This is a genomic window from Serpentinimonas raichei, from assembly GCF_000828895.1.
Lineage (GTDB): Bacteria > Pseudomonadota > Gammaproteobacteria > Burkholderiales > Burkholderiaceae_C > Serpentinimonas > Serpentinimonas raichei.
The window spans coordinates 1,105,918-1,123,496 of sequence record NZ_AP014568.1 but is presented as its reverse complement, the minus strand read 5'-3'; the positions used below and the strand labels follow the sequence as shown (position 1 = coordinate 1,123,496).

11 protein-coding genes are annotated in these 17,579 nt (G+C 65.3%); 4 read left to right on the top strand and 7 right to left on the bottom strand.

The window, feature by feature from the left end:
- Positions 1 to 4: 4 nt before the first annotated feature.
- The 5 genes from rpoD to SRAA_RS05295 all read right to left on the bottom strand — a co-directional run bounded on the left by rpoD (position 5) and on the right by SRAA_RS05295 (position 8,267).
- Positions 5 to 2,389: an RNA polymerase sigma factor RpoD gene (gene rpoD / locus SRAA_RS05315; RefSeq protein WP_045531351.1), complete on the bottom strand. Its 2,385-nt coding sequence runs from the start codon at positions 2,387 to 2,389 to the stop codon at positions 5 to 7.
- Between the two features lie 248 nt (positions 2,390 to 2,637).
- The gene (gene dnaG, locus SRAA_RS05310) at positions 2,638 to 4,710 is read right to left on the bottom strand and encodes a DNA primase (RefSeq protein WP_045531350.1); all 2,073 of its coding nucleotides are present in this window, start codon (positions 4,708 to 4,710) and stop codon (positions 2,638 to 2,640) included.
- Between the two features lie 30 nt (positions 4,711 to 4,740).
- Complete coding sequence (locus SRAA_RS05305) at positions 4,741 to 6,276, bottom strand: GGDEF domain-containing protein (RefSeq protein WP_045531349.1); 1,536 nt, start codon at positions 6,274 to 6,276, stop codon at positions 4,741 to 4,743.
- 61 nt (positions 6,277 to 6,337) lie between these two features.
- Positions 6,338 to 7,096, bottom strand: coding sequence for a 3-hydroxyacyl-CoA dehydrogenase (locus SRAA_RS05300; protein ID WP_029461936.1), 759 nt, complete (start codon positions 7,094 to 7,096; stop codon positions 6,338 to 6,340).
- Positions 7,097 to 7,214: 118 nt separating this feature from the next.
- Complete coding sequence (locus tag SRAA_RS05295; protein WP_045533327.1) at positions 7,215 to 8,267, bottom strand: Fe(3+) ABC transporter substrate-binding protein; 1,053 nt, start codon at positions 8,265 to 8,267, stop codon at positions 7,215 to 7,217.
- Positions 8,268 to 8,383: 116 nt separating this feature from the next.
- Here SRAA_RS05295 and SRAA_RS05290 point away from each other — a divergent pair, with 116 nt between their 5' ends.
- Positions 8,384 to 9,331: a patatin-like phospholipase family protein gene (locus SRAA_RS05290; protein ID WP_082039925.1), complete on the top strand. Its 948-nt coding sequence runs from the start codon at positions 8,384 to 8,386 to the stop codon at positions 9,329 to 9,331.
- 20 nt (positions 9,332 to 9,351) lie between these two features.
- Here the strand turns inward: SRAA_RS05290 and SRAA_RS05285 are convergent, their stop codons facing one another.
- Together SRAA_RS05285 and hemH are read right to left on the bottom strand one after the other, a co-directional pair.
- Complete coding sequence (locus tag SRAA_RS05285; RefSeq protein WP_029461933.1) at positions 9,352 to 9,906, bottom strand: phasin family protein; 555 nt, start codon at positions 9,904 to 9,906, stop codon at positions 9,352 to 9,354.
- A gap of 195 nt (positions 9,907 to 10,101) precedes the next feature.
- A complete protein-coding gene (gene hemH, locus SRAA_RS05280; RefSeq protein WP_045531348.1) occupies positions 10,102 to 11,193 on the bottom strand; it encodes a ferrochelatase in 1,092 nt (363 codons plus the stop codon).
- 126 nt (positions 11,194 to 11,319) lie between these two features.
- On the opposite strand from hemH, the gene SRAA_RS12465 reads away from it, so the two are divergent.
- The 3 genes from SRAA_RS12465 to SRAA_RS12035 all read left to right on the top strand — a co-directional run bounded on the left by SRAA_RS12465 (position 11,320) and on the right by SRAA_RS12035 (position 17,545).
- Positions 11,320 to 12,471, top strand: a complete 1,152-nt coding sequence (locus SRAA_RS12465) for a sensor domain-containing diguanylate cyclase (protein ID WP_045531347.1) — start codon at positions 11,320 to 11,322, stop codon at positions 12,469 to 12,471.
- Positions 12,468 to 13,094, top strand: a complete 627-nt coding sequence (locus tag SRAA_RS05270; protein ID WP_171820222.1) for a YitT family protein — start codon at positions 12,468 to 12,470, stop codon at positions 13,092 to 13,094. Before SRAA_RS12465 ends, SRAA_RS05270 begins: the two co-directional genes overlap by 4 nt.
- Before the next feature lie 125 nt (positions 13,095 to 13,219).
- Positions 13,220 to 17,545, top strand: coding sequence for a PAS domain-containing hybrid sensor histidine kinase/response regulator (locus SRAA_RS12035; protein WP_171820221.1), 4,326 nt, complete (start codon positions 13,220 to 13,222; stop codon positions 17,543 to 17,545).
- Positions 17,546 to 17,579 lie beyond the last annotated feature (34 nt).

Here is a 17,579-nt window from a genome sequence, read left to right as displayed (position 1 = left end):
AAACTTAGAGCGTATCCATGAAGCTGCGCAGCTTGTCGGAGCGGCTCGGGTGCTTGAGTTTGCGCACCGCCTTGTTTTCGATCTGGCGGATGCGCTCGCGCGTGACGTCGAACTGCTTGCCCACTTCTTCGAGGGTGTGGTCGGTGGACATTTCGATGCCGTAGCGCATGCGCAGCACCTTGGCTTCGCGCGGTGTCAGGGTGTCGAGGATGTCTTTGACCACTTCGCGCAAGCCCGCTTGCATGGCGGCGTCGATCGGGGCGGTGTTGGCGCTGTCTTCGATGAAGTCGCCCAGGTGCGAGTCGTCGTCGTCGCCGATCGGGGTTTCCATGGAGATCGGCTCTTTGGCGATCTTCATGATCTTGCGGATTTTGTCTTCCGGGATCTCCATCTTCTCGGCCAGCATCGAGGCGTCGGGCTCGAAGCCGTGCTCTTGCAGGTGCTGGCGGCTGAGGCGGTTCATCTTGTTGATGGTTTCGATCATGTGCACCGGAATCCGGATGGTGCGCGCCTGGTCGGCGATCGAGCGCGTGATGGCCTGCCGTATCCACCACGTGGCGTAGGTGGAAAACTTGTAGCCGCGCCGGTATTCAAACTTGTCCACCGCCTTCATGAGGCCGATGTTGCCCTCTTGGATGAGGTCGAGGAACTGCAGGCCGCGGTTGGTGTATTTTTTGGCGATGCTGATGACCAGCCGCAAGTTGGCCTCGATCATCTCTTTTTTGGCGTTGCGCGACATGCGCTCGCCGTCGTTCATGCGCTTGTGGATGGCCTTGAGCTGATCGAGCGGCACCACCACGCTGGATTGCAGGTCGATCAGTTGCTGCTGCAGTTCTTGGATGGGCGGAATGTGGCGGCCCATGGTAGCGCTCCACGGCTTGCCGGCGGCGGCCTGCTTTTGCACCCACTGGCGGTTGAGCAGGTTGGGCGGGAAGTCGGCCACGAACTTGTCTTGCGGCATGCGGCACTTGTCGACGATGATGCGGCGCAGCTCGCGCTCTTTTTTGCGCACCGACTCGACTTGCTGGCGCACCGTGTCGCACAGTTTTTCGATCGCCTTGGCGGTGAAGCGGATCGTCATCAGCTTGTCGGTCAGCTGCGCTTGCGCCTGCTGGTAGGCCAGGCTGGCGTAGCCGTGCTGGTCGTAGCTGAGGCGCAACTGATCGAACAGCTCGCGCAGGGCTTCAAAGCGCAGCAAGGCCTCGCGCTTGAGTTCTTCCATTTTGCGCGACACCGCCTTGGAGCCGCCTTTGCCGTCGTCGTCGCTGGCTTCGTCGTAGTCGTCGAAGTCTTCTTCGGCCACGTAGTCGTCGGCGGCGTCGGCGTCGGCAAAGCCATCGACGACGGTGGAGATGACCACCGAGCCGGCGCGAATTTCGTCGGCCATGGTCATGATTTCGTTGATGGTGGCGGGCGACTGCGAAATCGCGGCCATCATCTCGTTCAAGCCGCCTTCGATGCGCTTGGCGATCTCGATCTCGCCTTCGCGCGTGAGCAGCTCGACCGTGCCCATTTCGCGCATGTACATGCGCACCGGGTCGGTGGTGCGGCCAAACTCGCTGTCCACGGTCGAGAGCGCGGCTTCGGCCTCTTCTTCGGCTTCTTCTTCGGTAGCCGAGGTGGGGCCGGCGTTGGAGAGCAGCAGCGTTTCGGCATCGGGCGTTTGCTCATAGACCGCCACGCCCATGTCGTTGAGCAGGGAAACCACCACCTCCAGCGTCTCGGCTTCGGCCAGTTTGTCGGGCAGGTGGTCGTTGATCTCGCCGTGCGTGAGGTAGCCGCGCGTTTTGCCGAGCTTGATCAGGGCTTTGAGGTGGTCGCGCCGGGCCTTGGCTTCTTCTTCGGTGAGCACGGTGTCGTCGAGCCCGAACTCCTTCATCAGGGCGCGCTCTTTGGCCTTGCTGATTTTCATGCGCAAGGGCTTGGCTTTTTCACCCGATTCGGCCAACTCGGGCGTATCAGAGGCCAACTCCGTTGCACCCGATTCGGGCTCGACGCTGAAGTCCTCTTCCAAATCGATCAAGTCAACCTCGTCCCTGAGCGCTGGCGCAGCCGCAATGGCTTGCGAGGCCTGTGCGCTGGGGGCTTTGGGCTTGCGTGCGCGCTTGCTCACCGCTGCAACCGCTTCGGCGGGGGCCGCGGCAGCCTCTGGCACAGCCACCGGGGCGGCCTTGGTCGCCCGGGGCGCTGCCGCCGGCTTGCTCGCACTGCTGCGGGCCGGCTGGTTGCTGGCTGTGGGCGCCGCCGCGGCAATCGGCTCTAGGCTGGCGGCGGTTGCGCTGGGCACGGGGGCACTGGCTGGGCTTTTGGCGGTCGGTTTTTTCGAGCTCACGAACGGCGCTTTCTGCACGGGCCAAAACCCGAGCGATGGGTGGGGCGGCGGCGGCATGGAGCCAGCCGGCGCACACAGGAACGAATAGGGGCGGACAAGGACAACGCGAAAGGCACTCAAGCCCGTTGGGGGAGTGCGGCACAAGTTGGGAGGGCGAACATTTGGGGTGCAGTCCTTGCGAGGGCTGGAGGACCAGTGGCCGGGGGCTTTGAGCCCCTGTTGCCCGTTCATGGGCGTTGGCCGGTTCGGAGGTGCTGCTGTCGCACTTGTGCTAACTGACCATTGTACCTGATTAACGAACGGCCCTACGGCTTGCTGTTTTGCAGGATTTTGCGTTGAGCCGTGACCTCTCGGTAGCGCTGCATTTGCCCGGCGTCGGTTTCGGCATGGGCGATCAATTCGTTTTCGAGCTGCATCAGCCGCTCGATGTGCAGCAGCCGCAGCAATTCGCGCAGTTCGCTGCGCACGCCGGAGGGGTCGGTGGGGTCAACGGCTTCGGCGGGCGTGTTCGTTTGCGCCTCAGCTTGTTCCAGCACCATGCCGCCGCTGTGCAATTCCAGCGCCAGCGCCTCGAAAGCTTGACCGCGCAGCGCTTCGCGCACCGCTGCCCACGGCTGCGGGCCATGCTCGAGCCACTGCCCCTCGAGCCAGGCAAACAGCGCCCCGTGTGGTGCCGGTTGCTGGGCCAGCAGTTGGTGGTCGTCGGCGCTGAGCCAGTCCCAGGCCTGCGAGGCGGCCAGCACGATGCGCGCCACCCGGTCGGCGCGCCCGAGCAGACCGCGCGGCGTGCGGCGATGCGGGCGCTGGGCGCGCAAGGGGGCAAAGCCGGCCCCAATGGCGCTGCCGCGTGCGCCCGCCGACGGCGGCTCGAAGTCGCGCGGCCGTGCATGGGGAGCCAGATCGACCGCCGCTGAAGCCGCAGCAGTGGCCGGGTAGGGCGGGTTGGATGGGCCCCGGGGGTGGGCTGGATCGGCAGTGGTCCGTGCCGGCACACGGCGCGGCGCTCTGGAGGCAGGCGGTGGCTTGGGTTGCCACAGCGCCAGCAGGTCGCGCCCGTCCAGGGCCACCCGATCGGCCAGCTCCAGCAACATCTGGTGTTTGAATGCGCCCTCGGGCAGCGCGTTCCAAAGGGGCTCGGCCTGACTGGCCAGGCGCGCCCGGCCTTCGGGCGTATCGAGCGCGCAACCCTCGGCGGCCACATCGAGCAAAAAGCGGCTCAAGGGCAGGGCCTGCGCGAGCGCTTGCTCGAAGGCCTGCGCGCCGTGGGCTCGAATGTAGCTGTCGGGGTCGTGTTCGGGCGGCAAAAAAAGAAATTTGACGCTGCGCCTGTCGCCCACCCAAGGCAGGGCAGCAGGCAGGGCCTTGCGGGCGGCGCGTCGGCCGGCGCTGTCGCCGTCGAAGGCAAACACCACCGTGTCGCTGAAGCGAAACAGCAGCCGCACCTGCTCCGGCGTGCAGGCGGTGCCCAGCGTGGCCACCGCATAGCCCAAGCCGTGCTGGGCCAGCGCCACCACGTCCATATAGCCTTCGGTAACCAGCACGCAGCCGGCATGGCGGATGGCGCTGCGCGCCTCGAACAGGCCGTAGAGCTCGCGCCCCTTGGAAAACAGGGGCGTCTCGGGCGAGTTCAGGTATTTGGGTTCGCCCGCTCCCAGCACCCGGCCGCCAAAGCCGATGCACTGGCCTTTGACGTTGCGGATCGGGAACATGATGCGGTCCCGGAAGCGGTCGTAGCGCTTGCCGCTGCGCCCCGAGCCGCTGCCCGATTCAGGCGCAGCGGCCGCATCGGCACCCGCTTCATGGGCCGCATGGGCCTCGATCACCAACCCGGCCTCGACCAGCAGCGGGTTTTGATAATCGGCCACTGCGGTGGACAAAAAGCGCCACTGCCCGGGGGCGTAGCCGATCCCATACTGTTTGGCAATTTGGCCACTCAAGCCGCGGCGCTTGAGGTAATCCACCGCTTGCGGCGCCCCCTTGAGCTGCTGCTGGTAGGCTTGCGCGGCCTGCTCCAGCAACTCCGAGAGGCTGCTGCGCTGGCGCCGCAGGGCCGACGCCTGCGCCCTTTGTTCCGGGGTTTCTTCATCTTGCGGCACGCTCAGCCCGGCTTGCTGCGCCAGGTCTTGCACCGCCTCAATGAAGCCGGCGCCGGTGTGCTCCATCAAAAAGCCGAGCGCGCTGCCGCTCTTGCCACAACCGAAACAGTGAAAAAACTGCTTCGTCGGGCTGACCGTGAAGGAGGGCGATTTTTCGTCGTGAAAAGGGCACAGACCAAGAAAGTTGGCGCCGCCCTTTTTGAGCGCCACATGGCGCCCCACGACTTCAACGATATCGACCCGGGCCAGCAGCTCTTGCAAAAAGGCTTGTGGAATGCTCACGGCGAGGGAGCCTCAAACAACGCAAGCACCTCAAGCACGCAAGACGCGGTTTTTACCGGCCCGCTTGGCCGCGTACATGGCTTGGTCGGCGCGCTCCAGCGCCTGCGCCAGCGTTTCGTGCTCGAACAGTTGCGTCACGCCGGCGCTGAAGGTGATCAGCACGCGCTCGCTGCCGCTCAGGAACAACTGGGTTGAAAGCTCGCGCTGCACCCGGCGCACCACCTCGAGCGCTTCGTCGGGTTCGATGTCGGGCAGGATGATCAAAAACTCCTCACCGCCGTAGCGCGCCAGCGAGTCGTGCGGGCGCAGCGCGGCCTTGGCCACGGTGGCCAGATGCTGCAAAGCGGCATCGCCCGTGAGGTGGCCGAGGCGGTCGTTGAGGCGTTTGAAGTCGTCCAGGTCGAGCAAGGCCAGGCACAAGCTGCTGCCCAGGCGCTGCGCGCGCGAGGTTTCGCGCTCCAGCACATCGGTCATGCCCTTGCGGTTCAGGGCGCCGGTGAGCGCGTCGTGGCTGGCCTGTTCGCTCAGTCGTTGCAGTTCGTCGCGCAACTGCGCCACTTGCGCTTCGGCCCGGCTGGCGCGCTGGCGCAGCGCCCCCAGATCGGCACCGGTGCGCTGGCTATCCAGCGCCAGGCTGCGTGCCGACTGAATGGCCTGTTGCAGCACCGGAGTCATTTCGGCCAGGCTGGTGGAGCGCTCGAGCTGGTGCGCAAAGTGCTCGAAGCGCTGCTGGTACTGCTCGCTGCTGGCGGCGGTTTCGCCCAGGCGCTGCATGAACACGGCCAGGGTCTCTTTCATCGCGTTTTGGGCCGCCAGCATTTGCTCTTGCGTCTCGAGCTGGAGCCGGGTCAGGTCTTTGAGGCGCGACTGCGCTTCCTCGAGGCGGCGGATCGACAAGGGCGGCTGGGCCACTGCGATCAGGGCGCTGAGCTGCTTTTGCAGCCACGGCTGCTCCGGGTTGAGGGCGCGCACGTTGTCGAGCACGGCGTGCAGCAGCTTGAGCAGCGTCTCGCGGATGGCGGCCTGTTCCTCGGCCACGAAGGAGAGCCTAAAGGCAAAGTCGGCCATGAGCTTGCGCAGCGCAGGCGGATGCTGGTCGGGCAGGCGCAGATAGCGCATCAAGTCATCGGCCAACTCCACCACTTTGCGGTCGTCGTTGCCCACGGCGGGCAGGGCGTTGCCGACGAGGCGCGCCATTTGTTCGAGCAAGTCGGGCGGGAAGCGCTCCCGTTCCTGGGCCGGGAGCGTGACGGTAGGCGCTGTTGCAGGGGCTTCGGTGGGGGCTTGGCTCCTGATCTGCTGCGTGAGGGCTTTTTCCAGATCTTCCCAACTGTGCAGCGACACCGCCTTGCCAAACTGCGTCTTGAAACGTTGCTGCGCCGGGGTGGCGTCGGGCAGTGCCTGCGCGATCTGGCGCAGGTTTTCGAGCGGAAAGGGCTTGAGCGGCCGGGTGCCGGCCACCTCGTGGTAGTAGGTTTGAAAATTCTCGGGCGTGGGCGGCAGTTTGCGCGCCGTCAGGCGCTTGACCGCTTCGCGCGCGATGTCTTGGGGGGTAGAGGCCGTCATGGCAGGGGAGGGGTTCGCATGTTAGAGCCGCCCATCTTAGCGCCCCCGGCGCTCGGCTGCGTTAGCGCGGCGGCAGCCGGATCGCGCCGTCGAGGCGGATCACTTCGCCGTTGAGCATTTCGTTTTCGATGATGTGCTGCACCAGCCGGGCGTAGTCCAGCGGCCGGCCTAGGCGCGAGGGGAAGGGCACGCTGGCAGCGAGCGCGTCTTGCACCTCTTGTGGCATGCCAAAGAGCATCGGAGTGCCGAAAATACCGGGGGCGATCGTCATGTTGCGGATGCCGTTGCGCGCCAGGTCGCGCGCGATCGGCAGCGTCATGCCCACCACCCCGCCTTTGGAGGCGGCGTAGGCGGCTTGCCCGATCTGGCCGTCGTAGGCGGCGACCGATGCGGTAGAGATCAAGACCCCGCGCTCACCACTGGGCTCGGGCGCGTTGCGGCTCATGGCGGCGGCGGCCAGGCGGATCATGTTGAAGCTGCCCAGCAGGTTGACTTGCAGCGTTTTGGCAAACAGCGCCAATTCGTGCGGCCCGTTTTTGCCCACGGTTTTTTCGGCTGCAGCGATGCCGGCGCAGTTGACCAAGCCCGCCAAGTAGCCCAGCTCGCAGGCGCGCTGCACCACCGCCTGGCCGTCGGCCTCGCTCGATACATCGCAGGGCATGAATTCGGCCCCGATTTCGGCTGCCAGCGCCTGGCCGGCTTCGACCTTCAGGTCGGCCAGCAGCACCCGGCCGCCCAAGCTGCTCAAATGGCGCGCCGTGCCTTCACCCAAGCCCGATGCGCCGCCGGTGACGATGAATACCTTGCCTTCGATCTGCATGAGCGTCGCTCCTAGTTGACGTGTGCGTCAATTATGGGACAAAAAACCCGCCCCCAGCGCGAGCTTGGGGCGGGTTTGTCGGGAGCCTAGGCCGGCCTAGGCCGACCCACTGCATCGATTAACGAAAACCGGTGCGGTCCAGCAGACGCTGCGCCGTCGTCAGGTGCCGCGCCACGTCGCCCAGCGGCAGTTCGTCTTGCTTAAAGGCGCCGGATGCACCGCCCAAGGCGCGCAGGGCCGGGTTGTCGATGGTCACGCCACGGGCGGCCGGGAACTCGTTGTTGGCATCGGCAAAGGTGCGCTGCGCAAACGGCGTAGCCAAGAACTCCATGAACTGCTGCGCCATTTCAGGCTGGCGGGTGTGGCGTGCCACGGCACCGCCGGCCACGTTCATGTGCGTGCCGCTGGTGGCTTGGTTGGGATGCAGCAGGCGCACGCGCTCCATCACGGCACGGTCTTCGGGGCGGGCCGAGCGCATCAGGCGCGCTGCGTAGTAGCTGTTGGTGATGCCGATGGCGCATTCGCCGGAAGCCACGGCGCGAATCTGATCCGTGTCGCCGCCCACCGGTGCACGGCCCAAGTTGGCCACCACGCCGCGCAGCCACGTTTCGGTGCGTGCTTCGCCGTGGCGCTCGATCATCGCAGCAAACAGCGTCAGGTTGTAGGGGTGCGAGCCCGAGCGCGAGCAGATCATGCCGCGCAGGGCCGGGTCGCTCAGTTGCTCATAGGTGGCGATTTGCTCGGGGCGCACACGCGCCGGGTCAAAGGCGATCACGCGCGCCCGGGTCGAAAAGCCGTACCATGTCACGCCTTGCGGGGTGGCGGCGGCGCGCAGGTTGGGCGGGATGGCGGCGTTGAGCGCGGCGGATTGGATCGGGCGGAACATGCCTTGGCTGTCGGCCAGCGCCAGCCGGGCGGCATCGACCAGCAGCACCACGTCAGCCGGAGAGGCCGCGCCTTCGGCACGCAGGCGGGCCATGATGCCGGCGTCGTCGGCCTGCACCTGGTTGATGCGTATGCCGGTGGTGCGCGTGAACTCGGCGAAGATCAGCTCATCCGACTGGTAGTGGCGGGCAGAATACAGGTTGAGCACCCGATCTTGGGCGATGGCCGTGCCGGCAAGGGCTGAGATCGTGAGCGCGCTCAAGGCTAAGGTCAGGGTTTTGCGCAGTGTCATGGTGAGTTTGCGGTGGGTGGGTTGATCGGGCGGATTGCTGTTGCGTGGGAGAGACGCGGCGCTATCTTAGCACAAACGAAAATGATTCCTGTTTGAATTACGGGCGGTTGATGGAAAATTTCACAGATGACGCGACGGGTGCGGACGCGACTCGGTTGGGTGGCCTGAGCCGGCGCGCTGCGGCTGCCGGGATGCTGCTCGCGCTGGCCGGTTGCGGGACCTTGGGCGTGGGCCCGGCGCCCGTGCCTGCGCCACCCACCCCGGCCCCGTTGCGCCCGCCGCGACTGGGCTTGGCGCTCGGAGGTGGCGCGGCACGCGGTTTTGCCCACATTGGCGTGATTCAGGTGTTGGAGCGCGAGGGCATACGGCCGGCGCTGGTGGCCGGCACCTCGGCCGGCAGCCTGGTGGCGGTGCTCTACGCCAGCGGCATGAACGGGCAACAGTTGGAACAGGCCGCACTGGAGATGGAGGAGGTGACCATCACCGACTGGTCGCTGCCGCTGTTCAACCGCGGCCTGCTGCGCGGCGAGGCGCTGGCGCGCATGGTCAACCGCATGGTGCAAAACCGGCCCTTGCAGGAGCTGGCGCTGCCGGTGGGTGTGCTGGCCACCGACCTGGGCAGCGGCGCCGGGGTGCTGTTTAGGCGTGGCGACAGCGGGCTGGCGGTGCGCGCCTCCAGCGCCGTGCCGGGGGTGTTCACGCCGGTATCAATTGCCGGGCGCGACTACGTGGATGGCGGGCTGGTGGCGCCGGTGCCGGTGGAGCAGGCGCGCGCCATGGGCGCCGAGCGGGTTCTGGCGGTGGACATTTCCAGCGCCCTCAGCGAAGGGTATGCCACCGATGCCCTGCGCGTGCTGCTGCGCACCTTCACCATCATGGGCCAGAGCATCAACCGGCTGGCGCTGGCCGGGGCCGATACCGTGGTGCGGCCCGATTTGGCGGGCATGGGCAGCGCCGACTTTGGCGTGCGGCAACAAGCCATTGCCGCCGGGCGCGCCGCCATGGAACACATGCTGCCCCAGCTCAGGCAACACCTGCGCCCCATTGCGGCGGCGTAACCCTGGTTAAACGGACGCAATCAGCGTTTTGTGCCACCCGGGGTCGGGGTGGCCTTGGCGGTCGCCAAGGCCGAATCGCTCATGTTTTGGAAATTGGATTGCGCCACCTCGGTGGCCTGCTTGACGGCACGCTGCACCGTTTCCATGGCGGTGTTGGCCGAGGCCACGGCATTTTTCATCACCACCACAGCCGTTTCAGAGCCAGCCGGCGCGTTGCGCGCCACGTTGTCCACCACGGCCATGAATTTTTGTTGGGCCTCGGCACCTTGGGCTTGCGCCAAGCGCGCCAAGCCCGAGCCGGTACCGGCCGCGATTTCAACCAACTGGCGGCTGTAGGCAGCGGTTTTTTCGGCCAAGGGCTGCATCAGCGCGGCTTGCAAGGCCATCAGCTCCTGGGCGTCCTTGACGCTGAGCAAGGCTTGCGCGTTGTTGGACGATTCGGACAGCGCCGCCCGGGTGGCTTGCAGGTTGAGCTCCAGCAAGCGCTCGACGCCCTCAAAGGCGGTCTGGGTAAGGCCAAAGAGGGTTTCGATCTGGGCTTTGTGGGCAGCAATCATTTGCTCGGCGGTCAACATGGTCAGGCTCCTTGGAAAAAATGGATCGGGTCAAAAAACAAAGGCAGCGTCCGCAGCGGCGGCTAAGCCCGACCGCAGGTCAGGGAGGGCCTTAAACTATCAAGGACGCCAGACAGGTTGCACATGCTGCGCCGCAGCACTTCTACCATTGTAGGCTTTTCGCGAGCCCTTGGGTTAAAGATTGGAGTGCCCTGCTCAGCTTTTGGCGCCCATGCTCAAAGCGCGCTGGCGGCTGTGCGCGCAGGCGCTGGGGTCGGGCGGCAGCCGAGTGGGCCAGCCCAACAGATGCTGTTCGCACAATGCGGTCAAGGCTTGCATGCCCTCGTGGCTGTCGTTGAGGCAGGGGATGTAATGAAACGCCTTGCCGCCGGCTTGAAGGAAAGCGCTGCGGGCTTCGAGGTTGATTTCCTCCAGTGTCTCGATGCAGTCGCAGGAGAAGCCGGGGCAGATCGCGTCCACCCGATCCACACCGCTGCGCGCCAGTTCGATCAGCGTGGGTTCGGTGTAGGGTTGTAGCCACTTGGCGCGGCCGAAACGCGACTGAAAGGTGACCCGGTACTGGTCGGCGCTCAGGCCCAGCGCCTCGGCCAGCAGGCGCGCGGTTTTGTGGCATTCGCAGTGGTAGGGGTCGCCTTTTTCGAGCGTGCGCGCCGGCATGCCGTGAAAGCTCAGCAGCAGCACGTTGGGGCGTCCGTGTGCCTGCCAGTGCCTGCGCACCGAGGCCGCCAACGCGGCTATGTATTCGGGCTGGTCGTGGTAGTTGCGCACCAGCCGCAGCTCAGGCAGGTTGCGCACCGTGCGCCCCCAAGCAAATACGGCGTCGGCCACGCTGGCGGTGGTGGCGGCGCTGTACTGGGGGTAGGCGGACAGCACCAGAATGCGCGTGCAACCGGCGGCCTTGAGCGCATCGAGCCCGCTGGCCACCGACGGCTGGCCGTAGCGCATGGCCCAGCGCACCTGCACGTGGTGCCCGCGCTCACCCAAGTAGCCCTGCAGCAGCTTGGCCTGGCGTTCGGTCCAGACCTTGAGCGGCGAGCCATCGGGCAGCCAGATGCTGGCGTACTTGGCGGCTGACTTGCGCGGCCGCAGCCGCAGCACCACGCCGTGCAAAATCGGCCACCAGAGCAAGCGCGGCAGTTCGACCACCCGCGGGTCGCTCAAAAACTGCGCCAGATAAGGGCGCAGCGCCGCGGCGGTGGGGGCGGTGGGGGTGCCGAGGTTGCACAACAAAAGCCCGGTTTTTGGGCTTTGATCATGGGAATAGGGGGGTTCGGTTTGCATGGGCATATGCTATTCTCATACAAATCGAGCACTTGTTCTTTTGCCAGCCCATGCGGGTCGCTTGCTTGCTACGCACAACCGCTTGCAGTTGAACAAGATGCTACCCAAACTATAAAAATCACATTTTTCGGCATGTCTGTCACCACGCCTGCACCCCGTTTGCACTGGATCGTCACGACCCACTGGGTGATTCGCAGCGTGGGTTTTCCGATCGTGCTGCTATTGCTGGCCATTCACTTGTGGGGGCAAGAGCCGCCGCTTTGGGCTTGGGTCTTGCTCGGTGTTCAGTTTTTGCTGTACCCGCATCTGATTTACCTGCGCGCTCGCCGGGCCGGCAACCCTAGGCAGGCCGAGCTGCAGCATCTGTGGCTTGACAGCTTCTTGTTTGGTGCGTGGGCGGCGTGGCTGGGGTTTCCATTCTTTATTGCTTTTGCCTTGTTTATCAGCAGCGCGGTCAATAATGCCATTTTTCGCGGTGTTTCCGGCATTTTCTGGGCGATCGGTCTGTTTGCTGCAGGGGCTCTGCTCGGCGGCACCTTGGGTGGCTGGCAATTTCAGCCCCAAGAGAGCACCGTGGTGATGCTGATTTTTATGCTGGGTTTGTCGGTTTATTTGCTCAGTATCGGTGTGCTGGCACACCGGCGCACGCTGGCGCTGCGTAAAACCCGGGAGTCGCTGCGGGCGCGCGAGTCTGAATTGCAAGCGCTCAACGGCGCGCTGTCCGAGCGCTTGCATGAAATCGAGCGGCTGCAGGTGGAGCTGCGCGAACAAGCCATTCGCGACCCCCTCACCGGCATGTTCAACCGGCGCTACCTGCAATCAACGCTAGAAAGAGAGTGGGCGCGTTGCCAGCGCGAGAAATTGCCGCTGTGCGTGGCGCTGCTTGACATCGATCATTTCAAGCAAATCAACGACCGATACGGTCATGGCGCGGGCGATCAGGTGCTGATTCGATTGGCGCAGTTGCTAAATGATGCGATTCGCCGCGAAGACCTTGCCTGCCGCTACGGCGGCGAGGAGTTTTTGTTGCTGCTGCCCGGCATGGGGGCCGATGTGGCCTATGAGCGCGCCCAAGTGTTGCGACAGGCTTTTGCGGCGCTGGAGATCTGGGTCAACGGGGCCCGTTTGAGTCTGAGCCTTTCGGTTGGGGTGGCGGTGGCACCCTTGCATGCCAGTGAACCCGATGCGCTCATCCATCAGGCCGATCTGGCGCTCTATGCGGCCAAGGCGCAAGGGCGCAACCGGGTGCTGCTGGCTGAAGTCGGCTGGGCGGGGGGGCCATGAGCCAGCCGCCACTGGCCGGGGTTGCCGCAGCAGCCCCACACAGCCACTTTGAAGACGCGCAGGGCCTGCTGGTGGCCAGTTTGTTCGTGGCCTTGGCCGTGCTCATGTTTCAGCAGGCGCTGCTGCTCACAGGGGGCACCACCGGGTTGGCATTTTTGCTGCATTACGCATTCGCTTGGCCGCTGGGCTGGCTGTTGTTTGTGCTCAATCTGCCGTTTTATGTCTTTGCTTGGTTGACTCTGGGGCCCGTGTTCACCCTCAAAACCTTTGCCGCCGTGGCCTTGCTGGCGCTGTGGGTGCAGTGGCTGCCTTTGTGGCTGGGTTTTGAGCGGCTGCACCCGGTGCTGGCTGCCGTGCTGGCGGGGCTGCTGGCCGGAACCGGTATCTTGATGCTGTTGCGTCACCACGCCAGTTTGGGCGGCATTGGGATTTTGGCGGTCTATCTGCAAAAGCGCCTAGGCTGGCGCGCCGGGGTGGTGCAGATGGGTTTCGATGCGTTGCTCCTGCTGCTCGCCTTCACGCTGCTGCCGCCCAAGCAGGTGCTGTTGTCGCTGCTGGGGGCGCTGGCCCTGAATATGGTCATTGCAGTCAACCACCGAACTGGCCGCTACATGGGGGTTTGAAGGTCCGATGGGGCCGCAGCGGTTCTGGGCTCACACGGCTTAGGGCCGTGCGTCCGATGCCCGATAATGCGTTGCACCAGTGCCCGTTGCAACGGGTCGCCCACCCCATTTTGGATCTTTTAGATTTGGCTTCGAATCTCGATCCCACCCATCCCGCCAGCGCCCTGTCGATGCTGGCCACGCACGCCGACACCGCGGTGGTGGTGACCGATGTGCGCGGGCGCATCGAATGGGTCAACCACGGCTTTGAGTGCATTTCGGGCTATAGCCTGTCCGAAATCCTGGGCCAGAGCCCGGGCCGCTTGTTGCAGTTTGGGCAAACCGACCCCGCCGTGCTGGCGCAACTCAAGCAGGCCTTGCGCGACGAGGCGCCGTTCAAGGGCGAACTGCTCAACCGCCGCAAAGATGGCCGCGGCTACTGGGTGGCGCTGGAAATACAGCCCGTGCGCGATGCCGCGGGCCGTTTGACCGGCTACATTTCACTGCAACAAGACATTACCGAGCGCAAACTGGCCGAGGCGCGCTTGCGCGAACAAAGCGAGCGGCTGCACCTGATTTTGAGCGGCACCGGCGCCGGCACCTGGACTTATCAGGTCGATCAAGACTTGCTGGCCGTGGACGAACAGTATGCCGCCATGCTGGGCGAAGGGCCGAGCAGCTTACAGGGCTCGGCCGAGCACCTGTTGGCGCGCATGCACCCCGACGACCGCCAGCGGGTGCAGCAGGTACAGCAACTGCAACTGACGGCGCAGCAGCCGCTCAATGAAGTCGAGTTTCGCTTGCGCCACGCCCAAGGGCACTGGGTTTGGGTTTTGAGCCGCAGCAGCATTCAGCGCCGCCACTCCGATGGCCGGGCCGCGCTGATTGCTGGCATTTTGCTCGACATCAGCCAGCGCAAAGGCATCGAGCAGCAACTGATGCTCGAGCGCGAAGAACTGGTGGGGGTGATCGAAGGCACCCAAGTCGGAACCTGGCGCTGGAATGTGGAAACGGGGGAGTTGCAGGTCAACCGCAACTGGATGGCCATGATCGGCCACGAGGGGCAAGAAAGCGAGCACCTGACGGTGGTCTGGTGGAGCGAACGCGTGGAGCCAGGCGACCTCACGCGCACCATGCAGTTGATCGAAACCCACCTCAACGGCGACAGCCCGTTTTTCGAGTCCGAGTTTCGCCTGCGCCACCGCCTTGGGCATTGGGTCTGGGTGCATTCGCGCGGCAAGGTCATCAGCACCAGCCCAGACGGGCGCCCGATCTGGATGGCTGGCACACACACCGACGTGACGCCGGGCAAGCTGGTCGAGGTCGAGTTGCAACGCGCCAACGAGCGCTTTCGGCTGGCGGCGCGCAGCGCGCAGCTCGGGGTTTGGGAAATCGACGTGGTCAGCGGCGATGTGGTCTGGAACCGGCAGATGCGCGAGCACTTTGCCATCGAGGAGGATCTGCCCTCGAGCGAGCTGCGCCGCCTGTGGCGCCAGCGCGTACACCCGGCCGACTTGTTGCACACGCACGCGCTGCTGGTGGATGTGATGCAGTGGGGTAAGCACTACGAGGCCGAGTTCCGGGTCTGCTGGCCCTCGGGTGAAATTCGTCACCTCAAATCGGTTGGGCTGGTGACCGAGAGCGAGGGCAACGAGCGCGGCCGCATGGTCGGCATCATGCAGGACGTGACCGACTTGCGCCGCAAAGAGGCGCAGCTGCTGGCCAGCCGCGCCTTCTTGGACAACGCGGGGCGCATTGCTGGCGTGGGGGGGTGGATGGTGCACCGCGAGGGCATGCGGCTGGAATGGACGGCGCAGACCTTTCGCATTCACGAACTGCCCGAGGGGCAGCAACCGTCGCTGGAACAAGCGCTGGCGCACTGTCCGCAGCCTGCACGGGCGCAGTTCGAGGCCGGTTTGCAGCAGGCCTTCGAGGCCGCACAGCCGATCGACATGGAGCTCGATCTGCTGACAGCCAGCGGGCAGGCGCGCCGCGTGCATGTGGTGGGCGAGGCGCAGATGCAGGCCGAGCAGGTGGTGCAGGTGATCGGGGCCATCCAAGACATCACCGAACGCGAGGCGCAGCGCCAGGCGCAACGGGCGGCGCTCACCCACGCCAAGGAAATGGCCGAGGCCAACAGCGCCGCCAAGAGCCAGTTTCTGGCCAATATGAGCCATGAAATCCGCACCCCCATGAACGCCATTCTGGGCATGCTGGCTTTGCTCAAAAAAACCGGGCTCAATCCGCGCCAGGCCGATTACGCCCTCAAGGCCGAAGGGGCCAGCCGGGCGCTGTTGGGCTTGATCAACGACATTTTGGACTTCTCCAAAATCGAGGCCGGACGCATGGCGCTCGACCCGCGTCCTTTTGCTTTGGACGAGTTGCTGCAAAACCTCTCGACCCTGCTGTCGGTCAATCTGGGCAGCAAGCCGCTGGAGCTGTTGTTCGATGTCGATCCGCGAATTCCTGACCGGTTGGTGGGCGACGACCTGCGCCTGCACCAAGTGCTGCTCAACCTGATCAGCAACGCCATCAAGTTCACCCCGCAGGGCGAGGTGCGGCTCAAAATCGAGCTGTTGCACCAGACGGCACAGCAAGTCGCGCTCGAGGTCACGGTGCGTGACACCGGCATCGGCATTGCCACCGAGCACCAAGAAAAAATATTCAGCGGCTTTACCCAAGCCGAAGGCTCGACCACGCGCCGCTTTGGCGGCACCGGACTGGGGCTGCCCATCAGCCGCCACTTGCTGCGCCTGATGGGCAGCGATATTCAGCTTTTGAGTGTGCCCGGGCGCGGCAGCATTTTTAGCTTTACGCTGCATTTTCCGCTGCCCACCGAAGCGCCCGAGGCCATGCCTACCACGGGACCCTTGCCCCGCTGGCGCGTGCTGCTGCTGCACAGCTACCAACCCGCGCGCGCTTTGCTGCAGCGCATGCTGACCGATTTGGGTTGCGACTGCTTGGCTTTTGGGGCCGATGCCGAATCCATGCAAGCCTTGCAGTTGCTGCTGCAACCCTTGGATCCAAACGCTCCAGAAGGCGCCCCCCACCCTGCGGGCTTTGATGTGGCAGTGGTCGATGGCTCGTTTTTTGAACCCACCGATCTTGCCCCGATCGAGCGCCTGCGCCAGACCGTGCCGGCCCCGCTATGCCCCAAACTGATTTGGCTCACTGCGCACGGCCGCGACCTGCTGGGGGCAGGGGGGGCCGCAGGCGCACCAGACCATATGGGCCACGCGGTGCAACTGGTCAAACCCGTGACGTCCCCGATGCTGCGCCTGGCACTGGAGCAGGTGCAGCTGCAAGCGGCGCACGCTCCCCTGCCCAGCAGCGTGGCCAGCCCGGACCCTGCGCAGCGCCTGCCGGGCCTGCGCCTGCTGGTGGTCGAAGACAACCGCATCAATCAGCAGATCGCGCTCGAGCTCTTGCAAGGCGAAGGCGCCCTCGTGACGCTGGCCGATCACGGCCGCGCCGCCTTGCGTCAACTCGGTTTCGACGAGCACGACTGCGCGCCCGCCCACCCCGCACCAGTCGATTTTGATGCGGTGCTGATGGATTTGCAGATGCCCGAAATGGATGGCCTGACGGCCAGCCGCCTGCTGCGCGCCGGGCTGGGCCCGCACTGCCCGCCGCTGATCGCCATGACCGCCAACGCCATGGAGAGCGACCGCCAAGCCTGCCTAGAGGCCGGCATGGTGGATCACATCGGCAAGCCGTTTGAGCTCGACCAGTTGGTGGCCCTGCTGCGCCACTGGGTGGGGGGCGAGGCGCTGGCCGTGCCAGAGGCCCGTCTGCGGCCCAAGGGGCTGGCACCTGCAGCAGCACCCAACGCCACCGCCCCGGTGCTGGACCTCGATGCGGCGCTGTCGCGCATGGGGCGCCAGCACGATTTGTATAGCCAGGTGGCGCAAAAAGTGGTTGCGGATTTGCCTCGCTACGCCCACGCGGTGCGCGGCTGGCTGGCCTCAGGGCAGCCGCCCGCGCAAGCAGAGGCGGTGCGCGAGCTCCACACCCTCAAGGGCTTGGCGGCCACGGTCGGGGCGCAAGCGCTGGCGCAGGCTGCGGCGCGTGCCGAAGCGGCCTTTGCCGAGGCCCAGCCCGGTGCTGGCCAGCGCCCGGGCGCGGCCGAGCCCAGCTTGGCGGCCTTGCTCGATGCCCTGGATGGCGCCGCTGCCGCGCTGCAGCAGGCCCTGACACAGCCCGCCTTCGCGGCTGCGCCGCAGCAAACGCCGCTGCAGCCCCCCGTGGCCAACGCGCAACCCGACCCAGCGCTGCACCAAGCCTTGCAGCGGCTGCGCGCTTGCTTGCTCGCGTTCGATATGCAGGCGCTGGATTTGGCCCAGCAATTGGCCCCACCACATGCCGGCGCCTTGGGCGAACGCCTGCCCCTGTTGCTGCAAGCCGTACAGAACCTTGATTTTTCTGCTGCCTTGGCCATATGCGACGCTTACTTGGATGAAAATCCTGCCTAATGGATCTTGCTCAAACCTTGCCACCTGGAACCCC

Bases quoted from the DNA above. Each gene is read 5' to 3' on its own strand.
- rpoD (WP_045531351.1), bottom strand. From the start codon at position 2,389: ATGCCGCCGCCGCCCCACCCATCGCTCGGGTTTTGGCCCGTGCAGAAA.
- SRAA_RS05305 (WP_045531349.1), bottom strand. From the start codon at position 6,276: ATGACGGCCTCTACCCCCCAAGACATCGCGCGCGAAGCGGTCAAGCGC.
- SRAA_RS05300 (WP_029461936.1), bottom strand. From the start codon at position 7,096: ATGCAGATCGAAGGCAAGGTATTCATCGTCACCGGCGGCGCATCGGGC.
- SRAA_RS05290 (WP_082039925.1), top strand. From the start codon at position 8,384: ATGGAAAATTTCACAGATGACGCGACGGGTGCGGACGCGACTCGGTTG.
- SRAA_RS05285 (WP_029461933.1), bottom strand. From the start codon at position 9,906: ATGTTGACCGCCGAGCAAATGATTGCTGCCCACAAAGCCCAGATCGAA.
- hemH (WP_045531348.1), bottom strand. From the start codon at position 11,193: ATGCCCATGCAAACCGAACCCCCCTATTCCCATGATCAAAGCCCAAAA.
- SRAA_RS12465 (WP_045531347.1), top strand. From the start codon at position 11,320: ATGTCTGTCACCACGCCTGCACCCCGTTTGCACTGGATCGTCACGACC.
- SRAA_RS05270 (WP_171820222.1), top strand. From the start codon at position 12,468: ATGAGCCAGCCGCCACTGGCCGGGGTTGCCGCAGCAGCCCCACACAGC.